The sequence below is a fragment of the uncultured Pseudoteredinibacter sp. genome, from assembly GCF_947500695.1.
In the GTDB taxonomy this organism is placed as follows: Bacteria; Pseudomonadota; Gammaproteobacteria; order Pseudomonadales; family Cellvibrionaceae; genus Pseudoteredinibacter.
The window spans coordinates 824,266-844,234 of the sequence record NZ_CANMSS010000001.1 but is presented as its reverse complement, the minus strand read 5'-3'; the positions used below and the strand labels follow the sequence as shown (position 1 = coordinate 844,234).

The following is a 19,969-nucleotide window of genomic DNA, read 5'->3' as shown; positions in this document are numbered from 1 at the left end:
GAACTCCTAGTGGGTAGTCATTATACCCCTTCTTACCGAGAGACCTATAAGTGGTCTGTATTAAGGAGCTTTATATGGGCAAGGCCCTAGATATTAAAGGTTTGCAAAAAGTTTATGGCAATGACTTTCAGGCATTGAAGGGGATTGACCTATCAGTTGAAGAGGGCGATTTCTTTGCTTTGCTGGGCCCCAATGGTGCGGGTAAGTCCACCACCATTGGGGTGATCTGCTCTTTGGTTAAAAAAACAGCCGGTAGGGTAAGTGTTTTTGGCCATGATATCGATCAGGATTTTTCATTGGCCAAGCAGGAGCTGGGCATTGTTCCCCAGGAATTTAACTTCAGCCAGTTTGAAACACCGTGGCGTATCGTGCTAAATCAAGCGGGCTATTATGGTATGCCCCGAGAGTTAGCAAAAGAGCGTGCCGAAGAGTATTTGCGCAAATTAGGTTTGTGGGAAAAACGGAACGATCAAGCCAGAATGCTCTCTGGCGGTATGAAGCGCCGATTAATGATTGTCCGTGCTTTAATTCATAAGCCGCGCCTGTTGATTTTGGATGAGCCCACCGCAGGGGTTGATATCGAGCTGCGCCGCTCAATGTGGGAGTTTCTTAAAGAAATAAATGAAGCCGGTACCACCATTATTTTAACAACGCACTACTTAGAAGAGGCTGAGAGCCTTTGTCGTAATATTGCCATTATTAATCATGGTGAAATTGTTGAAAATACCAGCGTTAAAGCCCTGCTAAAAACGCTCAACAAAGAGCACTTTGTATTGGATACCAAAGAAGCTTTAACTCAGCCGCCTGAATTAAATGGCTATCACTGCCAGTTAATTGAAGATCACAGTATCGAGATTGAAGTTGAAAAAGGGCAATCTCTCAATCCTGTATTTCTGGCCTTGCAAGAGCAGGGGGTTGAGGTGCTTAGTATGAGAAACAAAGCGAACCGATTAGAAGAATTATTCGTCTCTATGGTGAGTAAAAATGGAGGGGAAGGCTAATGACTTTGCAGCAACAATGGGTGGCCTTACAAACCATTCTTAATAAAGAAATACATCGCTTTTCTCGAATCTGGGTGCAAACTTTATTGCCCCCAGTTATTACCATGTCGCTGTATTTTGTGATTTTTGGTACCTTAATCGGCAGTCGTATCGGTGAAATGGGCGGCTTTAGTTATATGGAATTTGTTGTGCCCGGCCTGATTATGATGTCGGTCATTACCAACTCTTATTCTAATGTTGTGTCGTCGTTTTATAGCGCAAAGTTTCAACACAGCATAGAAGAAATACTGGTTTCCCCAACGCCTAATTACATCATCCTGATTGGTTATGTGCTGGGTGGTGTCGCTCGTGGTTTGGCCGTTGGTTTCTTGGTAACCTTAATGTCACTGCTGTTTACCAAGTTGCAGGTTCAAAACTTGGCAATAACGATAGCTATAGTGTTTTTAACCTCGGTTTTGTTTTCTTTGATGGGGTTTATAAATGCTGTGTTCGCCAACTCTTTTGATGATATCTCTATTGTGCCTACGTTTATCCTCACACCTCTTACCTATTTGGGCGGTGTGTTTTATTCGATAAGCTTGTTGCCAGAGTTCTGGCAGGGTGTTTCTCTGTTGAACCCTATCTTGTATATGGTAAACGTATTTCGATATGGCATCTTAGGTGTAACAGATATTCAGGTGCATTATGCGTTTATGGGGGTAATGGCATTCATCGTTGTACTGGCAACAATTTCTATGTATTTACTAGAGTCAGGCAAGCGTTTGCGCTCCTAAAGCCATTGACGCTAGCCGTTTGATTTAAGGCGACATTTCGCGGTGAGCTCACTTTTTGCCGCTGGCTTATTGATGAAAATCTATTTAAGAACTATTTGAAGAGTATATTGTGGATCACTTACAACTGGGCAAGCACACTGAATACATTTCCGTTTACACGCCTTCACTTTTGGACCCTATTCCTAGAAGTCTCGCGCGTGAGAGCTTGGCGATTGATCAGCAGCAGCTGCCCTTTGCGGGTGTCGATATATGGACGGCCTACGAGGTATCTTGGTTAAACCATAATGGCCTGCCTCAGCAGGCTATTGCGGTGTTCGCGATACCAGCAGATTCTCCTAATATCATTGAGTCTAAGTCCTTTAAATTGTATCTAAACTCGTTCAATCAGACTCGCTTTAATAATCGCTCTGAAGTTCTTGCTACCCTAGAGTCTGATCTTAAGGTGGCCGCAGGTGCTCCTGTATTGGTAGATCTAGAAGGGCTGGACCAGTTTGCCGCAACAGGTGTGCAAAGACCTCGTGGCAGCTGTATTGATCAGCAGGATGTAAAAATCACAGATTACCAGCCCAATGCTGAGTTATTGAGGGTTTTAGACGAAGAGCGCAATGAAACGCTTTATAGCGATTTGCTTAAATCCAATTGCCCGGTAACCGCTCAGCCAGACTGGGCAACATTGATTGTCAGCTATTCAGGTAAGCAAATCTGTGCCGAAGCTTTGTTGCGCTATGTTGTATCTTTTCGAGATCATCAAGATTTCCATGAAAACTGCGTTGAGCGTATCTATTGCGACATTATGGAGCGTTGTCAGCCTAGCGCTTTAATGGTTTATGCGCGATATACTCGCCGAGGTGGTTTGGACATCAATCCATTGCGCCACAGTTTAAATGATTCCCATAATGCCTTAGAAATCGCCTCGCGTTTGGTAAGGCAGTAGGCCATATAGGGTTTTGGGAAGGCAAATTGCGCTAGTGGGCTGCTTAGCGTTGCTAGCGCTATAGATCTTTCTTGATACTAATCATGTCTTGCCCTTTAAGTGTAGTGGCCGCACTTTCTAGGGTTTTAATGATTCTTTCGCGATCGTAATTTCTTAGCTTATCCATGTCTAAGTGCATGGCGAAACCTTCAGTGTTTTCTTCGATATAGTTTTGCTGTTTGCCAAGGTTTTTACGTAAGTCGATAACCTGATATACCTTGATTGGGTGACTGAAGCCTTTAACGGTAATTTCACCTTTATCCTGACACAAAACCACGTCTTTAATAAGTGACCAAGATTCATGGGTGATTAGAATCTCACCAGGAGAGGCGGCAGACTCCAAGCGGCTGGCCAAATTGACATGGGCACCAAGAGCTGTGTAATCCAAGTGATGACGAGTACCAAATGTACCCACAGTGCAGTAACCGGTATTTATGCCCATGCGAATGCTTAAGGGGCGGGTAATACCTTGATTACGCCACTGCTGTTGCAACACCTTCATGCGTTTACGCATGGCGATGGACATGGCAAGGCAGCGACGGCAATCGGCTTTGGCGCCTTTGCTATCGTTATCCCCAAACAGTACCATGATGGCATCACCCATAAATTTATCGATAGTGCCGCCGTGTTCTTCAACAATCTTCGACATCTCAGTGAGATAGTTGTTGAGCAAATCAGTTAGCGTTTCAGCTTCAAGCTCTTCCGCCAGAACAGAAAAATCTTTGATATCTGAAAAAAAGCAGGTTAGCTTTTTACGCTGGGTTGGGGGCGGCTTGCTGTTTTCTCTATTGATGGCCTTCCAAACCGGTGGTGGCAAATAGCGAGAAAGCTGGTATGAGCGTAGTTTGTGGGTAGTCTGGTCTTTTAGAAGTTTTTGATGTTCGAAATCTAGGGATTCCAGGCGCTTCTTGGTGTACACCCCATAGGCACAGAAGTAGGCCGCGATACCGATAAGCCCGGCAACACCCATTTCAAGGCGGCCGCTAATGGACCAATCTGGCTCTCTTATAAGTAATACCAAGCCTAAGCCTACAAAATAAGCGATGTTATCCCTAAGCCACTTTTGTTGCCCGCCACTGGTAATGGCATTAAATTGAATTAGAATCCAAAAGAGGATGGCGGGTAAAAGGCTCAGTTCGATAATGCCTATGCAGGCCCCCATAAATAAGCTGTCTACCGTTCCAAGAATGACAGATAGGGGAGGGTTGGTGTCGTCCCTTAGACGCTTTTGTAAACTGTAGGTGGCATAGAGATAGGCGAGTAGGCCAATAATGGCACCCGAGCGCAAATAATCGACCTCAGGCCACTGTAGCCCAGTTGCCAAGGTTCCGATCATTGAGAAGCACAGTAAAATCCTAAAATATAAAGGATATTCAGGCAATTCCTGAGCCTGGTTACTGCTGCTATTAGAAAAGTCCGTTGTTTTATTCATCAAGCGCGAAAACTACTTTGGCATCTTGTGTTAATTGTAGTTGGGTCTCGGATAATGTGTAGTAGATCACAAAACCCAGCTATCATCGTCTTTTTAATGCTGGAATGGAAGGGCTTAATGCATAAAGCTCATTAATAAGCTCAAACGCTACGTAATATAGAAGTATATTTCACAATTTTACGTCTGTTTAGTCTTTGTGGCATATATTTTCCCTGTTCGTAGTACAATTGATTAGAAGAATATGCTTTTGCTTCGTATTATGGCGAGCATTTGTGTATTTTATTAAAAATATTCTCTATCCGACTGAAATATATACAATATGCAAGCATTAGATGCTCTAAAAAATCGAATCTCACACGGTAAATTAATAGCCCCGGGGCCGAGCTCGGAACAGCGGGCAGAAATAGAGGCCGCTGCACTGCGAGCGGCGGATCACGGTAATTTAAGGCCTTGGCGTTATTTATACATCAGCGGGGAAGGTTTGCAGGCTTTGGGGGAGCTCTATTTAAAGGCTGCTCTAGCGGATAAAACAGAGTTGGATGAGCAGCAAAAAGAGCGTTTGCTAAAAATGCCCTTAAGAGCACCGTGCTTATATGTTGCTATTGCGAATATTGTTGAGCACCCCAAAGTGCCAAGGGAAGAACAGCTGATGGCGGTGGCGGCCTCTGTCCAAAATATGATCACAGCAGCCTTTGCATTAGGAGTAGGAGCTTATTGGCGCAGCGGCGATATGGCCTTCCATCAAGTGGTTAAAGATGGCCTAGGAATGCAAGCTACTGAAGAAATTGTGGGCTTCGTCTATATGGGCACCCCGCAAATACCAAACCGCAGCGTACCAGAGCTGCAAGTCCCTGATTTTTTTCAAAATTGGCCCAACTAAGATTGCATCCCAAAGAGCTTTTGTGTACAGTTGCGCCCTCTTGAAACAGAGCCCATCTGTTTCCTCCGGAGAGGTGTCCGAGTGGTCGAAGGAGCACGCCTGGAAAGTGTGTGTACGGCAACGTACCGAGGGTTCGAATCCCTCCCTCTCCGCCATAAATGAACCCCAAGTTATTGATATAACTTGGGTTTTTTTACGCCTGAAGAAATTAGACCGTCAATGAGACCGGCATTTGTTTAGGTCTATAGAATGTTGGGGCTTTTACAGGAGCTTTTGCTAATGACCTGCATTATGTAGACCTTTTCCGACTGTAGCTTTTTGCTTTAGCACTGAATGGTACTCTATGTCGTAATCTACTCGTGCGATAGCGGCTGTAATATCCTGACGTTTATCTGGTGAAAAAAACACTTTTAAGACATCTCGCTTTTCGCCTGTTGATAATGCAGCTCCTTCACTGAACTCAAAAGCATGGCTTTCATCACCAAGTTTAATTCCATATTCCATGAAGAGTGCTTCTACTGCCTCTATAAATTTGCCCCGTGGTATTTTTTTTCCGTCGATTGTCCATTGAACGCGTGTAAATTCAGCAGGTCCAAGCCCAACGTTTCTAATATCAACTTCAAAGCAGTTTTTGAGCATGTTCATTTCTAGGCCGACAAGTGGCTTGTGTTTGGCTCGGTTAGATTTCTTTGTTTCTAGCCAATTTAGGAGAGCGATACTCGCTGCTAATGCAGACATCCAAAACACCGGATCTGAATAAAACGCTGTTTGATTCACTGCTGATACTACTTCTACGACATTGGCTTCCATGCTGTATCTCTTTAATGGTTGAAAGTTGGTTTGTGTGGAATCAAGTTATTATAAATCTGTATCGATGTGAAACAAGCTCAATGATTACCTGACATGTGGGGCTGATAAGTTGATTTGTATGTGCTTCGGCACTCTTGTCTACGAGTTTTTGTATAAGGGGTATTTACCGCGCTTTGTTGTTAATTTGCACAGTTAGTATGCATTTAAAAATGCAGCACAAGACTAGTGAGGTTTGTATGCTTTGTAGTAGACATGTTTGTTAAGGGTTATGTTGCCGTCAAGCTATCGGTTTCCCGGAATATTGCTTAATTTATCGGTAGTGATAGCTTGTTGGTGGTGCACCCGCGCAATGTCTAAGAGGGCTTGCTGACGGTTGAAATAGTGAGATCTTAAATGCTGTATCTTTATGCTGAATTCCCATCGACAGCTTTATCACAAAGCAAGCGCTACAAATATAAAGATGAGGCAGTACGGTGTAGTGGTGTAAATAAGTGGGGGCGGTAATATTCTAATTGAGGTTAAACAGCTCCCGGGGGGGGGAGTTTGGAATCTCAAGCGTGGGGCAGCTCGTACTGCCCCTGTAAGCAAGTGAGGAACTTTCCTTTCTGGGTTCTCTAAATACAAAATTTATGAAGTATCAAATACGCCCTATAAATTTATAGTCCCGTCCTTGTATGCATTTATATTTAACCTCTATTATCACAGCTGTATTAAGAAGCCAGTCGAACACTTCATTATTATTATGTTTTAGTTCGAAAATAAGCTCAGACTCTTTCCCTCCTATCAGCGTTTTTGGTTGTATCGTTGCTACTGAGCCAGCAGGGCGGCCGTACCGGTTATTCTCCGCATTAAAGGCGGTATTTAATCCCTGATTTAGTTCATGGCCTTGGTAGATCTTTCCGAGTATGTTGTATTCAATCGATATTATCTCAGCAACGCCGGTACCATAGTTTTTTAGCTCTAATTTTAGGTAACCTCTCGAAGAGTCATTCGGGGGGACTCGACTCTGCCTCTGATTAAGAAGGGGTTTATGGTTTATGTCATTTGCCCTTTTAGCAATAAAAACACTAAATAGGGCTGTTACGGCGCTCCAGTCGATGAATAGTAGCTCTCGCTGTACGGATTCCAACATGCTGTCACAGTCCTTTTTTTGTCGATATTGTAAGTAGGGTTGATCATTTTTACACTAGAGCGAAACAGTACAATATGTGCATATAGCACTCTGTACGGGTGTTCTTGGCCAAATGAAGTTAGTGTCCAATGAGCCGATTAACTGCGTGTGGGTGCTCAAACAATTCAGCTTTTCTCTTCTTTAGCTGCGCTATAACATTTTCAGGTATTCCTTTGGCCATATATAGCGATGAGGCCTTTTCAAGCAGCTTGATTAATTCGTCTTCATCTAAGTTTCCGTTCATTCGATACCCAACAGTAAAGTTTGTAAAATCTGCTTCAACTAAATTTGCATTCGTGAAGTCTAACAGGGTTCCTTTTGCGCCTTTGAAGTTTGAATTTCTAAGGTTTGCGTCTGTGAAGTCCACATTGACAAATATACTGCCAACAAACTGTGCTTGATATAACTTCGCGCTAGATAAGTCCGTGTTAAATAGTTCAGATTTGGTGAAGTTTGCTAGGTTGAGTTGTGTGCCTGAGAGATTTAGGTTGTTTAGAGTTAGGTCATTCAGATGATCTTTGTTTGCTACTAATATGTCTTGAGCACCTTCGACGACGCTCCGGCACTTTGAGTTTTCACTGAATATTGCGTGTGTAATACTCTTGAGGTTTAGTAGGGTTGGGTTTCTAGGACATGGCGTATTTTGAACGGTGCCGAGGCGCTCTAAAGCTTGAGTTCTCTGCCCACCATATAGTTGCGAGGCTAACAGAGCTAGCTTGCTTTCGGCCCTATCCAGGCGGTTTTCATACTTCTGGGATGCTATTCCATAAGAGGCTACCCATAATCCAATAAACCATAAAAAGAATGTGCTGGGCTTTCTAAATCCAGAAGCGTTCTCCTCTTGATGGGTATGTGGTCTAATTTTTCGATAGACGAATCTTAGGCCGCTAAATTCCCAAAACCATTTCAGTATTCTAAATACATTTTGGGAGCTCTGAGCAGGCTTCTTGTTATCCAAAATATTTTCCTTGTAGTTTAATGTCCGTGTTTTAGCGTAGTCCGAAAACTATTTTGATCATACCTATTAGCTTAGTAAAAATTCGGTTGAATGATAGCGCGCGGGTAACAATGTGCGCTCCTTTACTAGTCAGCTGGACCGATTGTGCTCTTAAGCAGATGAGGTATTTTCGCTAAAGGTTCGCTGTAAAAATTATTTTTTACATACTTAGTGGTTACTAGGGATCTTAGGGGAAGGTGTCATTCGTTCGTATAAATGGGTTTCTTCCCCTACAGGAGATGTATATGTCAAATGGATATATGTGCCTCGGCGTAAAATACTTTCAATTATTTCAGGCTTGCTACAAGTTAAAGCTACAAAAACAATATTTTTCCCTGGAGCTATTGCAGCCTCATTTGTAGCGGCAGATGAAATCCCAATTTGCTCTTCAGTAAGCCCGTATTCCTGTTTTACCATTTTCCACAATTCCGTTGTAAGGTTTTCCCCTAGGATTTTGGTACCTCTAACATACCAGGTAATGTTTGTGAGCCTTGCTAGGCCAGTGCCCGTGTTAACAACCTCGAATACAGTTTTATGTCGGTAAGTGTATTCGATGTCGTGAGTTGTATACACATTTAGGTAAGGGGAGTGATCCAGCTTGAGTGCATGTTTAGAGTGTCGAAGACTAAGCCCAGCAGCCACAGCACTCGCTGTTGCAGCAAAAGCACTGGCCCCTGCTGCAATTACTACCAGTGTTTCATTGGATAGGTCCATCTTTCCATTCCTAAGTATTTGATAGGGTGTTAAGTATCTGCATTAAGTCAAGTTGGATCAATAGATCCTGTAAGCAGATGAGCAAAAATCCCTTTAAGCTGCTCAAAAATTATGCGATATAAATTTACCTTAAAGGTTTGTATGCAGCAGATAGAAAAAACCCCACTGAAGTGGGGCTTGGTTTGCTCGGTCGGCAAGCGATAGGTAGTTAGAATTCAAACCCTGTTGGTTGACTTGGATCTACACCTAACTTTCTAAGCTTTGTATAAATACTCTCACAATCCTTAGTTGGATTATAAGAGTCACAAAACATAGATTTTTCTTCTAGTTCCTCGATATACGAACTTTTTCCCTGTTCATATGCTGCAAAGGGTAAGCTGAATAAACTTAAAAAGTAAATAGTTAAGATTATTGCTTTGTATTTAAACTTTAGGTTTGTCCAAAAAACGCCTAGCTCGTTTCTATAAGCTCCATACCTAATTCGGGTTTTGGAGTACAAAATATAACCAATAAATAGGTAGGTACCAATTAAAAGTAACCAAAGTAGCCAAGATATATTTTTAGCAATACCGATATATTCCCAAAAGGTAAGACCTGTTTCCTCGTACATCAAAGACCTCTCGTAAGGTTGTTTAAATTCACATCTTGAATGCCATCACTAGACTCTACCGGAGCTTTAGGAATTATGTAAGCTTTGTTCTGTGAGCTTACAGCTTCTTTACCAACATCATAGGTGATCGTCTTTTCACCATTCTTGGTGTAAGTCGTTCTTTTAAACCATCCAGCTTTAGTAAGTTTCAAGCGAGCTGCTTCTACGGTTTTAACAGACTTGTCCAACATAGAGGCGATGACTTTATCTTCCATATTTGGATTGGTTTGATGTGCGATAGCAACATAGTGCTGCATTAAGATTAAACCAAGGTCACCAGCATCATTCAATATTTCCCTAGTAAAGCCAAGGTTGAAGTATCGGTAGTAGAAGATCGTAAAAACAATCATTACGTGAGTATTACTAGCGACCATCGCTGCATAGACTTTACGAGCCAGTCGCGGCATGCGGCTGTCGCCGGTCCGCTCAGCTCACAGTCTATTTGCGAAGGCCGGAACGGTGGGCATAAAAGCTTGTATATAGTTCTATTTTGTCCGATGATATGTACTCCGAATTTTATATGGACGTAGAATTTGCTATGAAGAATATCACTCTGAGCTTAGTTCTAAGCGTTTTTACTATTTTGACTGCCTGCACAATAACAGACGGTAATTCCATTGTTATAGGTGAGGCGCGTAGTCCAATAGACCCCTCTGCTGTACGTATTTATCGCACCCCCCCTGAGTCATATGAAGAAATAGCTATGATCAGTGCTAGTGCAGGGCATGATTTCAAAAAGAATAGTAGCTTGGTGAATTCTGCAATTCAGCGTCTTAAGGAGGAGGCCGCCAAACTTGGGGCAAATGGTGTGCTTTTGTCAGGAGTTCGAGAACGGGATAAACCTGTTGTTACGACGAGCTATGGCTCGGCGAGTGGTGGCAACGGATCTTACGTTACCGGCAATACTACGAGTGTGAGTCGGGGCGATTCTAATACTCGCATTCAGGGATTGGCTATATTTACTGCTTCAATTAAAAAGTAGGACCTAGAATGAGAATCGATGATTGGCTTGAAGAATCTCTTGATTGTATTTCACCACACTGTAGTAAAGAGGAATTACAAGGCCTTAATTCGAGGTTAAATTCTGCTTGCGAAAAGGAATTCTCTAGGGGTGTTTCGGAGTTAGTGGTGTCTAGCTATTTTGCTCAAGATTATCAAGACAATATATTGGTTCCTAGGGGTAGTAAAAAAGATAAAGATATAGATGTTTCATTTGAAGACTCGAACATTCGGTTTAATATCGAAGTAAAATGTCCAGATCTAAGCTATGAACGGAATAGCACTTTCACGCTTGAAATGCCGTACACCATGCCAGATCATCCGAAATCAATGGAGGTGGCCGGTGAAATAGGGCGTATAATGGGGGATATGCAATTAAAGCCGAATAAGATTCTGAATTTTAGAGATTTAATTACAGACTGCGAGCAAAAATTTTGCGTATCTGCCGGGGGTGATGACTTTAATATTGTGCTGTTTTCAATGCTAGAACTTAGTTGGATGGATGATTATTTACTGAAAGTAGTGGATGAGAATAACCTGACCAAGTCAAAAAATATTCATGCCATAGTATTGAGTAACGCTGCTCTTAAGCACAGGAAGTCTAAAGATTGTAATAAGCTAGGTTTAGACAATTGCTTAAATTACATTGCATTCAACAGTAACCTAGTTAACATAACAGAAGCCAAGCATATTAAACAGTGTATACCCAATCAAACAGATGAATTTGATGCTTGGTGGAGCACAGTAAAGGCTGGGCGCGGCAATATTGATATTGTTGTACGTAGAAAGCAGGCGCTAAGCCTCTTTTACAATACAGCCTGGAGCCAAAGGAAGTTAAATTAGAAAAACGAAGTTCCATCCTTTTTAATTCTCCGCATGAATCGAGCAGAGCGCATATCCCAGTTAGTCGATCGACTCACTATTTGTGAAGGTGGTTGCGCCAATCACTCAGCCGATTGCGGTGGCCCATATCAATATAGCTATCGCTTTGGGGGCGTTTTTGGCGAAGCAAGGCCTGTACCGTGAAGGATGCCAAAGAGTTCATGCAATTTAAAGATATGACTCGGCAGCTTAGAGGGCGGTAGCGTAAGCGGGACGCCCGATAAGGCTGCCGAATTAAGATGTAGAGCCAGCTAGGCAGTATTTGCCAATTGGTTTGCTTTTGTCCGTATGTATTTGTTAGCAGCTGGCCTTTGTAATTCCACGTAAGGTGTAACACTGATACAAGTCCCTATGTGCCTGGGGTTGGCAACAATAAAGTGAAACAACAAGTGCGACAACAGCGTAATGGCTGCAACATGCATAAAACAATGTAACTCCCGCCTGTAAATCTCGTTACATGTATCGGGTTTTTGTAGTAGCTTGTGTTTAAGCTTGATATGTTGGTAGCCCCCGTTTGACGAGGGCTGTTTCAGTGTTACGTTTTAATGTAGGGGAGGGAGGTAGCGCTCAAACGTATCTACAAACGCTTGTTTTCTGTAGCCTCTGATAGTCTTGCCTCCACTGGGCCTGTAAGCACTTGGCTTAATTCCGTAAGGTTTCAGAAAATTAGCCATGGCGCTTCCAGTAAGCTTTCTTCCTCTATTGATCGTTTGCCATGGCTTGTTAATGTCTTCGCATAACTTGTCGAGGAGATCTTGCGTGCTTATTTTCTCCTCTGTATGTGTTGCAAGTATCTCTCTAACATCTATAAGAAGCTGAGTAGGTATTTCAGGTTCATCAACTGCAGTTAAAGTTTCATAGGCGCTTTCGCACTTGGCTTTCCAACTGGTGCTTACCTGATGGGCAACGGTAAATAGGGGGAGCCATACATCCACGGCCCTATCATTGCCAATATTTTTTGGTTCGATGGTGTTGCTTTTAATATTCTCAAGATTATCAATGCACCACCTAGCAAGCTTTTGCCTGATTAGCTTGTGCTGGCCTTTGGGGTCTGCCGGTAGCTTTTGAATAAACTCATTACTTTTCTTACGGCGAAGATTGATGACAATAGAGCGGTCCATAATGGTGCTTTGTAGATTGCCAATAGATGCCAGCACCTTGGGGTACCAAGTTGAATGTACCTTGGCGTCGAAGCTTTCTCCTTCGCATCTAGAGACGTTGGCGCTACTTCTATTAAAACTGCCGTTCAATAACCCTACTATTTCACCGCTAGCGGTTTTGATGAAAGTGTCTGCTTCATCCAGTAATAGTGTTGGTTGCTGAGACGTGGCAATCCTATACATTATGGCTTGAGTTGCGTTTGTAAGATTGAAGCTGTCTTTGGATAAGCTATATATCAGCTCAAGTGCAGTAGATTTGCCGCATCGTTTTTCAGGGCTTACAAGCGTTAACATGGGGAATATCCTAAAGCTGTTGATCAAATAACTACTCAGAATCCAAAGCACGATGGCGTCGGCTTCGGATTCGGTCATTATGCAGTGCCTATCAAATAAAGCCCGCATCTCGTTTAGCGTGTCTTCAATGTCTACAGGTCCTTCGTTATAAGGAGTTAAAGCTTCCGATGACGCCATACCTGGTGGCAGAAGCGGTGAAATGTCTGTGTGCAAAACTGTATTTGTTGGTACACTTATGGTGTTAGATTCAGGTACAGGGCCCTCTGGTATCAGCTTGCCGGCGATTGCAGGGGCTTCTGTTATCTGGTTTTCTTGTTTATTCATGCAAAATTCCTTTCTTCTTCACTGAGTGGTCTCCACCCCAAGTACGTGTAGTGGGCAATACCGCTTCGCCTTCGGCCTTGGGCATCGATGGCTGACATTCTCTTGGTTTTGATGATTGCACCGTGTTTTCTGAGTTTGCTTATTACATTGGGCGGATTCAGTATTCCTCCTTCAATTAGCGCTAGGCTACTAACGCTAGATTCACCGCCACTCATAATTATTTCTAGTGTGTAAGCTTGTTGTTCTGGTAGTTCTACGTTTGGTTTCATATTGGGAAGGTTTACGCTACGCATTAGATGCCTCCAGATCACGTTCTGCAATACGTTGGTTAATAAAGTCTTGAACTTCAGATTCCACCCATCCTTTAGCAATGCCGCCAGGCACTAGGGGTACGCTTTTGGGGAAATGGCCGTTCTTGGTTAGTGAATAAATGTACGAGCGAGACAGGCCGGTCATGCTACGTACATCGCTAATGCGCAGTAGTCTTGGGGTGCCACCTACAGCAGGGTGGGCGGGTTTTGTTAGAATCATTTAGTTTCCTTAATAGATTAGTTGCATTGGGCCTTGCGTACCCAATGCAGCGTAATGTACAAGGTCTTAAGCGGAGGGATTTCCCAGTTGGGATTTTTTCGTGGTGGGGAATTTTATGAACAGAGAGTCGTTGGCTTTCAATGGCTACGATTGTTATAGCTCTTTTAGATCTAAATCGTTTAAGGTTTTGTTCAATTTGTCGTCAAGTGACTTTAAGTGGGCATCTGAGATTGAGTGTTTTTTAGCAAGGCTGATAATATGATCTTTAAAGGATCTGGCATTCACCTTATTGCCGGTTCTGAATTTTCCTTGTTTAACCTCTGCGTACTCTCTAGCTAGCAAAGCAAGTGCCTTTTCTACCCCTTGCAATTGAGCTGCTCTTGGGGCTTGTACGTGATTGCTTCTTTGGGAAAGCGATTTTTTAAGGTTGTCTACATCACTCTGAATAAAATAAGCATCTTCAATATTGGCTGTAGCAAACTCCACATACATTCCGTCTTCGTCACAGCAGTAATATGTTTTTCCATCGAATATAAACTCGTAGAAGGAAAAGGCATATTGATTGTGTTGGTCTAGGCGCGAGGCGGTGGGTTTAAGTTTATATGCCCCGCTTGGGTATTCTGGGTTGCCGTTTGCTAAAAATAGCCCTTTTAGTTCTCCGTCACTTAGAAAATGTTCTTCGGGAGGGGTATTGTCCTGTACGGCCCTATGTTGCCCGTTGTAGTAAAGGGTTATGTTGTTGTTATTAATCTCATCAATCAGGGTGGCGAGTGCTTGGTGCTTAGGAGTATTACTGAGCTTTAATTGCTCTAATGAGGCTTGTACAGATATAGTTTGCATAGTTAGCATTAGCGGATTAGTTGGTCTACAAAGTCGGCCCAATTCTGCATCATTTTCACTCTCTCATCCATTAGTTGAGCCTTGTTATAGGTAGAGCGCACACGGTCCTCACTCACATGAGCCAGCTGTAATTCAATGGCATCAGCTGAGAAGCCCATTTCATTTAGAAAGGTGCTGGCTGTATGCCTGAAACCATGGCTTGTCATGAAGCCGGTGCCGTAGGCTTTGCCAGTTTTGGGGTTGGTTAGGCGCTTCAGGGCTGCAGTGGTTGTATTTTCACTCATTGGTTTGCCATGTCCATGGCTGGTTAGAAATACATATTCTTTTCCACCGGTTAACTCCTGTGCTTTTTTGAGGAGTGCAACAGCTTGTGTGGCTAATGGTACTTTAAGCTCTTTACCGGCTTTCATTTCATCACCAGGGATGGTGAGCATCGCGTCCTCGAAATCAATTTGCTCCCACCTTAAAAAGCGTATGTTTTTTGGTCTGAGAAACAACAGGGGCATTAACTTTAGCGCATATCCGACAATAGGGCTTTGCCTTGGGCGAGGGGTGTAGATTTGTTGCATTAAATTTTTCAGGTCTTCTATATCAGTGATGTGCCCGAAGTTCTTTTTGCTCCTATGATCTGGTTTTGGAAGAAGCTCTGCTAGGCCCTGTGCTGGGTTGTTGTTGATCAGCCCTAGAATCAATAGCTCATTAAATATACGACGTAGAACGCCTGCAAGCCGAATGGCCGTTTCCCTTGCGCCCCTGTCAGAAATAGGGGTTAGTACGTCTAATAACTCTCGGGTGTTAAAGCTCTCGATGGGCTTTTTATCCAAATAGGGGGTCAAGTTAGTCGATATTCTCTGTTTTAGGTCTTTTTCGGTGCTTTTAGCAAGGTTTTGTTTCTTTATCCACTGGTCAGCATAGTGTGAGAATCGCTTCTGGTTTAACTGGGCTTTAAGGCGTTTGGCTTGCTTTTCTCCTGTTGGGTTTTGTCCTTCTTGAACCAGCTTTCTCGCCTCTAGGTGTTTGGCTCGAGCTTCCTGCAAAGAGGTTTCTGGGTAGCTGCCAATCGTGTAGCTGCCTCTGGTGTTGTTTATGCGGAAGTCGTATTTCCACGTTTTTGTACCAGTTGGGCGCACCATCAGGTATAAGCCACCTTGATCTGTCAGCTTGTATGGCTTGTCTTTGGGCTTGGCATTTTTAACGCCAGTATTGTTTAAAGGCATGGGTAGATCCTGCGAGGATGTGGCGGAATTGACAGTTGGAACCGTCATAAAGACCGTCAAAAGTAGTGGCTGTTATAGGATCAATTATACAGTATGATACAGTTAAGTTCTTTAAAAATAACAGCTTAGCTAGTCTTTTAAGTGTCATTCAATCCATGCCTGTCTAGTTTTCGACGTTCTCCCTCTCCGCCATATACAAAAAAGCCCTAGCGCGAAAGCGCTGGGGCTTTTTTGTATATGGCGCAGAGGGAGGGCTGTGAGAGAGCGCTCGTGGTTCGACAAAATGCGCTTAAGCATTTTGAACAAGGAGCGTAAGCGACGAAGCCCGTAGGGCGGAAATGGCCCTAAGGCCAGTTCCGTTAATCCCATGTGTCAGTAATTTCTTTATTCATTGGACCTACGAAAGCGCTGGGGCTTTTTTGTATATGCTTGGCTTCGAGTGGGGTCAGAACCCGAGGGTTCTGACCCCTGGTTTCGCAGTGGGCCCTTAGGCCAGTTCCGTTAACCCCTTGTACCAGTTACTCCTTTTTTCATTAAGTTCACGAAAGCTATGGGGCTTCGAATAGGGTCAGAATCCATGGGTTCTGACCCTGGTTTTATAACGGGCCCTAAGGCTGGCACCTTTAATTCCTTTTTTCAGTCACCTCTGCTATTAGTTGGGCCCGAACAATCCTCCTTTCTATGTAACAAGCAAACCAGCCATAAACCATTTCTAGCGATATACACCTAGCGACTTAACTGCAAAGCTCTTATATCTATTTGTTAATCCCACTTCAGCCATTCAAAAGGGAAATTAAATGGCTCTTAACACCAAGCAAAGGAAACAGAGAAATCAGCTAAAAAATCGCTATACTTGGCAGCTAGGAGTGGCGGCGGGGCTCTCATTGCTAACGGTGTTTCTATATTTTGGTTTTGGTGGCTCTAGAGGTATTGAATCAGAGTGGCGCAGCCTGTCTTTGAATGAAACGGTGCTGGGGGAGGTCATAGGCCTAGAAGGGGAAAGTTACAAGCAATCAGGAACAGGCGTTGAATTCTCCAAATGGCGTGTTGCTTATAAGTACGTTTTTAGAGGCATTGAATATCAGTCTTTAGCTAATCTTGATTATCCGCCTCCAGTAGGGAGTTCCATAACGGTTTATTTTGACTCATCTAATGCCCAAGAAAGTCGCCTATACGCAGCAAATCGCTACAGGCTGGCGTTTGTATTTGGCTCAATTTTAATTTCATTACTAAGCAGTTCCATCTTGTTTCTTCTAGCTTGGTTGAATTATCGCAGGATGCTGAATCTTATATTTGAAAATAGCTAAATCGTAAGGACGTGATCTTTAAAAATGAAAAAATTCGCTATTTTATTATTGACCACTTTTAGCTTTACCTTGTTGGGTGCTGGCCTATTTTCTAAAGAGCTTATTGCTGAGGGTGATGTTCCAAGTTTGCAAGAATCATATGAAGTGCAGGATTCCGACTCTTCAGGCTCAGGGGCGGCGGTCTGGCTGTTTGTCGCTGCTAGTTCATTTATTGTGATAGGCTTTTTTGTTTGGTTGTTTAAGTTAGTTTTTTCGTCCGCAGAGCGGCGAAAAAATACTTACAGGAATAAATTAGAGAAGCAGCGACAAGATAGGTATGACAATCAAAGCAGTCTTCAGGAAGCTGTGGATGGTGAATGATTTTTATCGCTTTCGCGCAGCAGGCTTAATAGTGGTCTTTGGACTATGTTTTTTTCTGCAATCTTGTATTGAAGTTAAAGGAGTGCCGAATCATTATTTACTGCGTTACAGTGTAAGTCCAAGCGCTAACGGATCTTTACGAGTTGCCGCGAGTATGAGCGAAAAGACGGTGCTGCCGAACCGTGTTGCTTTGCAAGAAAGTGACTATTTTTATGTGAGAGCTCAAGAGGGCTTGATCAAACTTACAGCAGAGAAAAATAAACTCGCTAATTTCATCACCGGAAAAACCTATCTCGCTAAGGTTTCCAGGCAAGGTAGTTTAACGATTGGCTTGTATCGATCAGGCGAATTTTTGCATGAGGCCATTGTAAAGGTTTTGCCCAGTTTTGATCTTGCTTTAATGCCCCTAGAGGATAAAAGCTATTACCTTGAAGCTAGGTGGCAATCAATTCCTGATGCGGATACTGGGCAAGTCCAGCTGGCCTGTAGAATGTCAGAAAACGGAGCTTTTGAGCATCTTCATGATTTTAGTTATTCCTTCTCGAAGAATCAGCTGCGTAAGGGAGTCGTGCGAGTAGACGCTAAATCGATAACTGACTTTCTGGCAGCGCAAAAATTAGACCCGAAAGACTGCCGAGGGCGGGTGCAGATTTGGCGTAAGCAATATGCTGATATTAAAGAAAGAGCAAGCTGGCTCGATAGTGCTCGCTACCAAGAGTATCGATACCAGGATTTCGATCTTAAGAGCTCCTAACGTTTTCCTACCTTGCTTTTAGAGCGCTAGTCACAAGGCTTACATACGCTAATTGTCAGAAAGAATTGGCCAATACTGGCCAATTCTTGTTGATTCCCGCCAATTTAGCATTTCAAGCTTATCGCTTAGGCTAATGTCTTTTATGCTAGGCCAATTAGCACTTAAATTTGCCACCATGGGAGTCGCAATGAATTATCAAGCCATTATTTACGACGTCAAAGATAATATTCTGACTATTACACTCAATCGCCCAGGTGAGCTCAATGCCTTTACCATCGAAATGGCCGAAGAACTGATCGACGCTTTTGATAGAGCCAGTAAAGACGATGAGGTTAGGGCGGTAATAGTAACTGGCGCTGGCCGTGGTTTTTGTGCCGGTATGAAGCTCAATAGTGATGGCAATGCTTTTGGCCTCGATGAGGAGCTAGAGCCCAGCTTGGATGATATTCAAAATCTCGATGAAGTTGAGCCGGGCATTAGAGATTCGGGTGGTACAGTTACTCTGGCAATCTATAACTGCACTAAGCCAGTCATTGCGGCGATTAATGGCCCAGCGATTGGGATTGGGGCCACTATGACTTGTGCGATGGATATTCGCCTGGCATCGACAAAGGCAAAAGTGGGCTTTGTGTTTACAAAGCTGGGTATTACCCCAGAAGCATGCTCAGCTTGGTTTTTGCCTAAAATTGTTGGTATCTCCCAAGCGTTAGAATGGGTTTACACGGCCGAGATTTTTGATGCCGAAGAAGCCAAAAGCGGTGGATTTGTGAAATCCATACACGAGCCGGATGATCTATTGGCCGCCGCTTATAAAATCGCCAGAAGAATTGCGGATAATACTTCCCCTGTTGCCATCGCACTGGCTCGTCAAATGATGTATCGCTTATCGGCTGCGGATCACCCAGCGGAGGCCCATAAGGTTGATTCTTTAGCGATCTTTTACCAGAGCTTAGCTGACGGCAAAGAGGGGATAAATGCCTTTTGGGAAAAACGTCCAGCCAAGTTTCCGTCCAAGGTTTCTACTGATATGCCAGACTTCTTTCCATGGCAAGCTGATAACTAAAAAGCCACTTCTCTCGACGAAAGCGATCAACGTATAATGGCCTTCTTTTCGAGGAGGTCATATGTCAATTGCTCGCGGTGTATATCGTCATTATAAAGGTCAGGATTATTGGGTGGAGTCTGTTGCCAAGCACAGTGAAACCGAAGAGTCGCTAGTGGTATACCGTTGCCTATATGGTGATTACAGTTTATGGGTGCGCCCATTATCTATGTTTACTGAGACGGTTGAATACAAAGGTCAAAAAGTGCCACGTTTTGCCTTAGTCCAAAGCGACAGTTCTAGCCTGTGAGTGCAGTGGTGATTGATTTACTGAGTCCTGAGGAACTGGACGTTTTAAGCCAGCAGGAGCAAGACGAATACTGGATGCGATACTGCTTTTGTTTAGCTGCACGCGGTGCGGAGCTTGGTGAGGTGCCGGTGGGTGCGGTGTTGGTGCAGGACAATCGCCTGCTTGCAGAGGCTTTTAATCAGCCTATTGGCCGAAATGATCCTTGTGCACATGCTGAAATTTTAGTGCTGAGAGAGGGTGGCCAACAGCTTGAAAACTACCGTCTTTCTAATACTTGTCTATACGTTAGTTTGGAACCTTGCAGTATGTGCGCTGGCGCACTAGTACATGCCCGCGTTGAGAGGTTAGTATATGGCGCAAGCGAACCCAAGGCGGGAGCGATTGAATCTAAGGCTAATTTTCTGAACAACGATTACCTTAATCATCGCGTGAATTGCCTGGGTGGTGTTTTAGCACAAGAAGCCAGCGAACAGTTGTCTGCTTTCTTTAAGCGTCGCAGGAAGGAAAAGAAGGCAACAAAGTTGGAAGGCTAGGGCGAATAAGGGAATA

General features: G+C 43.5%; 24 protein-coding genes and 1 tRNA gene. 13 read left to right on the top strand and 12 right to left on the bottom strand.

Annotated elements, in window-relative coordinates; all coding sequences use genetic code 11:
- The first annotated feature begins 74 nt into the window (after positions 1-74).
- The 3 genes from Q1A08_RS03440 to queF all read left to right on the top strand — a co-directional run bounded on the left by Q1A08_RS03440 (position 75) and on the right by queF (position 2,708).
- The gene (locus Q1A08_RS03440) at positions 75-1,001 is read left to right on the top strand and encodes an ABC transporter ATP-binding protein (protein WP_299769752.1); all 927 of its coding nucleotides are present in this window, start codon (positions 75-77) and stop codon (positions 999-1,001) included.
- Complete coding sequence (locus tag Q1A08_RS03435) at positions 1,001-1,774, top strand: ABC transporter permease (RefSeq protein WP_299769749.1); 774 nt, start codon at positions 1,001-1,003, stop codon at positions 1,772-1,774. The genes Q1A08_RS03440 and Q1A08_RS03435 overlap by 1 nt, the downstream gene beginning before the upstream one ends.
- Positions 1,775-1,883: 109 nt before the next feature.
- Entirely contained in the window at positions 1,884-2,708 is an 825-nt protein-coding gene (queF, locus tag Q1A08_RS03430; RefSeq protein ID WP_299769746.1) for an NADPH-dependent 7-cyano-7-deazaguanine reductase QueF, read from the top strand.
- A gap of 58 nt (positions 2,709-2,766) precedes the next feature.
- On the opposite strand, the gene Q1A08_RS03425 is transcribed toward queF, so the two are convergent.
- Positions 2,767-4,179, bottom strand: coding sequence for an adenylate/guanylate cyclase domain-containing protein (locus Q1A08_RS03425; protein WP_299769744.1), 1,413 nt, complete (start codon positions 4,177-4,179; stop codon positions 2,767-2,769).
- Positions 4,180-4,498: 319 nt separating this feature from the next.
- Between Q1A08_RS03425 and Q1A08_RS03420 the strand changes: the two genes are divergently transcribed.
- Positions 4,499-5,059 carry a nitroreductase gene (locus Q1A08_RS03420; RefSeq protein WP_299769741.1) on the top strand — a complete coding sequence of 187 codons (561 nt, stop codon included), beginning with the start codon at positions 4,499-4,501 and terminating at the stop codon, positions 5,057-5,059.
- A 67-nt stretch (positions 5,060-5,126) separates the two neighbouring features.
- Positions 5,127-5,214 (top strand) — tRNA-Ser (locus Q1A08_RS03415).
- A gap of 121 nt (positions 5,215-5,335) precedes the next feature.
- Here Q1A08_RS03415 and Q1A08_RS03410 read toward each other — a convergent pair.
- The 6 genes from Q1A08_RS03410 to Q1A08_RS03385 form a co-directional block, all read right to left on the bottom strand.
- Positions 5,336-5,869, bottom strand: a complete 534-nt coding sequence (locus tag Q1A08_RS03410; protein ID WP_299769738.1) for a hypothetical protein — start codon at positions 5,867-5,869, stop codon at positions 5,336-5,338.
- A gap of 637 nt (positions 5,870-6,506) precedes the next feature.
- Positions 6,507-7,001, bottom strand: coding sequence for a hypothetical protein (locus Q1A08_RS03405; RefSeq protein ID WP_299769735.1), 495 nt, complete (start codon positions 6,999-7,001; stop codon positions 6,507-6,509).
- Positions 7,002-7,119: 118 nt separating this feature from the next.
- Entirely contained in the window at positions 7,120-7,998 is an 879-nt protein-coding gene (locus Q1A08_RS03400; protein WP_299769732.1) for a pentapeptide repeat-containing protein, read from the bottom strand.
- Positions 7,999-8,205: 207 nt separating this feature from the next.
- A complete protein-coding gene (locus tag Q1A08_RS03395) occupies positions 8,206-8,751 on the bottom strand; it encodes a hypothetical protein (RefSeq protein ID WP_299769730.1) in 546 nt (181 codons plus the stop codon).
- A 208-nt stretch (positions 8,752-8,959) separates the two neighbouring features.
- Complete coding sequence (locus tag Q1A08_RS03390) at positions 8,960-9,361, bottom strand: hypothetical protein (protein WP_299769726.1); 402 nt, start codon at positions 9,359-9,361, stop codon at positions 8,960-8,962.
- Positions 9,361-9,807, bottom strand: coding sequence for a hypothetical protein (locus Q1A08_RS03385; protein ID WP_299769723.1), 447 nt, complete (start codon positions 9,805-9,807; stop codon positions 9,361-9,363). Before Q1A08_RS03385 ends, Q1A08_RS03390 begins: the two co-directional genes overlap by 1 nt.
- Positions 9,808-9,938: 131 nt before the next feature.
- On the opposite strand from Q1A08_RS03385, the gene Q1A08_RS03380 reads away from it, so the two are divergent.
- Complete coding sequence (locus tag Q1A08_RS03380; RefSeq protein WP_299769720.1) at positions 9,939-10,382, top strand: hypothetical protein; 444 nt, start codon at positions 9,939-9,941, stop codon at positions 10,380-10,382.
- Positions 10,383-10,390: 8 nt separating this feature from the next.
- Positions 10,391-11,242 (top strand): hypothetical protein, encoded by an 852-nt coding sequence (locus Q1A08_RS03375; RefSeq protein WP_299769717.1) that lies wholly within the window; start codon positions 10,391-10,393, stop codon positions 11,240-11,242.
- A gap of 581 nt (positions 11,243-11,823) precedes the next feature.
- Here the strand turns inward: Q1A08_RS03375 and Q1A08_RS03370 are convergent.
- From Q1A08_RS03370 to Q1A08_RS03350, 5 genes are all read right to left on the bottom strand, one after another.
- Entirely contained in the window at positions 11,824-13,059 is a 1,236-nt protein-coding gene (locus Q1A08_RS03370; protein ID WP_299769714.1) for a DUF3631 domain-containing protein, read from the bottom strand.
- Positions 13,056-13,352: a helix-turn-helix domain-containing protein gene (locus Q1A08_RS03365; protein WP_299769712.1), complete on the bottom strand. Its 297-nt coding sequence runs from the start codon at positions 13,350-13,352 to the stop codon at positions 13,056-13,058. The genes Q1A08_RS03370 and Q1A08_RS03365 overlap by 4 nt, the downstream gene beginning before the upstream one ends.
- Complete coding sequence (locus tag Q1A08_RS03360; RefSeq protein WP_299769710.1) at positions 13,345-13,590, bottom strand: AlpA family phage regulatory protein; 246 nt, start codon at positions 13,588-13,590, stop codon at positions 13,345-13,347. The genes Q1A08_RS03365 and Q1A08_RS03360 overlap by 8 nt, the downstream gene beginning before the upstream one ends.
- Before the next feature lie 153 nt (positions 13,591-13,743).
- Positions 13,744-14,430, bottom strand: coding sequence for a hypothetical protein (locus Q1A08_RS03355; RefSeq protein WP_299769708.1), 687 nt, complete (start codon positions 14,428-14,430; stop codon positions 13,744-13,746).
- An 8-nt stretch (positions 14,431-14,438) separates the two neighbouring features.
- A complete protein-coding gene (locus Q1A08_RS03350) occupies positions 14,439-15,647 on the bottom strand; it encodes an integrase arm-type DNA-binding domain-containing protein (RefSeq protein ID WP_299769706.1) in 1,209 nt (402 codons plus the stop codon).
- Between the two features lie 797 nt (positions 15,648-16,444).
- On the opposite strand from Q1A08_RS03350, the gene Q1A08_RS03345 reads away from it, so the two are divergent.
- The 6 genes from Q1A08_RS03345 to tadA all read left to right on the top strand — a co-directional run bounded on the left by Q1A08_RS03345 (position 16,445) and on the right by tadA (position 19,953).
- Complete coding sequence (locus tag Q1A08_RS03345; RefSeq protein ID WP_299769704.1) at positions 16,445-16,954, top strand: DUF3592 domain-containing protein; 510 nt, start codon at positions 16,445-16,447, stop codon at positions 16,952-16,954.
- A 24-nt stretch (positions 16,955-16,978) separates the two neighbouring features.
- Positions 16,979-17,314: a hypothetical protein gene (locus tag Q1A08_RS03340; protein WP_299769701.1), complete on the top strand. Its 336-nt coding sequence runs from the start codon at positions 16,979-16,981 to the stop codon at positions 17,312-17,314.
- Complete coding sequence (locus tag Q1A08_RS03335) at positions 17,304-18,068, top strand: hypothetical protein (protein WP_299769698.1); 765 nt, start codon at positions 17,304-17,306, stop codon at positions 18,066-18,068. The genes Q1A08_RS03340 and Q1A08_RS03335 overlap by 11 nt, the downstream gene beginning before the upstream one ends.
- 187 nt (positions 18,069-18,255) lie before the next feature.
- Positions 18,256-19,131, top strand: a complete 876-nt coding sequence (locus Q1A08_RS03330) for a crotonase/enoyl-CoA hydratase family protein (protein WP_299769695.1) — start codon at positions 18,256-18,258, stop codon at positions 19,129-19,131.
- Between the two features lie 61 nt (positions 19,132-19,192).
- The gene (locus Q1A08_RS03325) at positions 19,193-19,420 is read left to right on the top strand and encodes a DUF1653 domain-containing protein (protein ID WP_299769692.1); all 228 of its coding nucleotides are present in this window, start codon (positions 19,193-19,195) and stop codon (positions 19,418-19,420) included.
- 8 nt (positions 19,421-19,428) lie between these two features.
- Entirely contained in the window at positions 19,429-19,953 is a 525-nt protein-coding gene (gene tadA, locus Q1A08_RS03320; protein ID WP_299769689.1) for a tRNA adenosine(34) deaminase TadA, read from the top strand.
- Positions 19,954-19,969: the final 16 nt, after the last annotated feature.

Coding starts and splice junctions, on each gene's coding strand:
- Q1A08_RS03355 (WP_299769708.1), bottom strand. CDS start 14,430: ATGCAAACTATATCTGTACAAGCCTCATTAGAGCAATTAAAGCTCAGT.
- Q1A08_RS03335 (WP_299769698.1), top strand. CDS start 17,304: ATGGTGAATGATTTTTATCGCTTTCGCGCAGCAGGCTTAATAGTGGTC.
- Q1A08_RS03365 (WP_299769712.1), bottom strand. CDS start 13,352: ATGCGTAGCGTAAACCTTCCCAATATGAAACCAAACGTAGAACTACCA.
- Q1A08_RS03370 (WP_299769714.1), bottom strand. CDS start 13,059: ATGAATAAACAAGAAAACCAGATAACAGAAGCCCCTGCAATCGCCGGC.
- Q1A08_RS03375 (WP_299769717.1), top strand. CDS start 10,391: ATGAGAATCGATGATTGGCTTGAAGAATCTCTTGATTGTATTTCACCA.
- Q1A08_RS03435 (WP_299769749.1), top strand. CDS start 1,001: ATGACTTTGCAGCAACAATGGGTGGCCTTACAAACCATTCTTAATAAA.
- Q1A08_RS03380 (WP_299769720.1), top strand. CDS start 9,939: ATGAAGAATATCACTCTGAGCTTAGTTCTAAGCGTTTTTACTATTTTG.
- Q1A08_RS03325 (WP_299769692.1), top strand. CDS start 19,193: ATGTCAATTGCTCGCGGTGTATATCGTCATTATAAAGGTCAGGATTAT.
- Q1A08_RS03385 (WP_299769723.1), bottom strand. CDS start 9,807: ATGCCGCGACTGGCTCGTAAAGTCTATGCAGCGATGGTCGCTAGTAAT.
- Q1A08_RS03360 (WP_299769710.1), bottom strand. CDS start 13,590: ATGATTCTAACAAAACCCGCCCACCCTGCTGTAGGTGGCACCCCAAGA.
- Q1A08_RS03395 (WP_299769730.1), bottom strand. CDS start 8,751: ATGGACCTATCCAATGAAACACTGGTAGTAATTGCAGCAGGGGCCAGT.
- Q1A08_RS03420 (WP_299769741.1), top strand. CDS start 4,499: ATGCAAGCATTAGATGCTCTAAAAAATCGAATCTCACACGGTAAATTA.
- Q1A08_RS03440 (WP_299769752.1), top strand. CDS start 75: ATGGGCAAGGCCCTAGATATTAAAGGTTTGCAAAAAGTTTATGGCAAT.
- Q1A08_RS03410 (WP_299769738.1), bottom strand. CDS start 5,869: ATGGAAGCCAATGTCGTAGAAGTAGTATCAGCAGTGAATCAAACAGCG.
- Q1A08_RS03425 (WP_299769744.1), bottom strand. CDS start 4,179: ATGAATAAAACAACGGACTTTTCTAATAGCAGCAGTAACCAGGCTCAG.
- Q1A08_RS03345 (WP_299769704.1), top strand. CDS start 16,445: ATGGCTCTTAACACCAAGCAAAGGAAACAGAGAAATCAGCTAAAAAAT.
- Q1A08_RS03330 (WP_299769695.1), top strand. CDS start 18,256: ATGAATTATCAAGCCATTATTTACGACGTCAAAGATAATATTCTGACT.
- Q1A08_RS03390 (WP_299769726.1), bottom strand. CDS start 9,361: ATGTACGAGGAAACAGGTCTTACCTTTTGGGAATATATCGGTATTGCT.
- Q1A08_RS03350 (WP_299769706.1), bottom strand. CDS start 15,647: ATGCCTTTAAACAATACTGGCGTTAAAAATGCCAAGCCCAAAGACAAG.
- Q1A08_RS03405 (WP_299769735.1), bottom strand. CDS start 7,001: ATGTTGGAATCCGTACAGCGAGAGCTACTATTCATCGACTGGAGCGCC.
- Q1A08_RS03340 (WP_299769701.1), top strand. CDS start 16,979: ATGAAAAAATTCGCTATTTTATTATTGACCACTTTTAGCTTTACCTTG.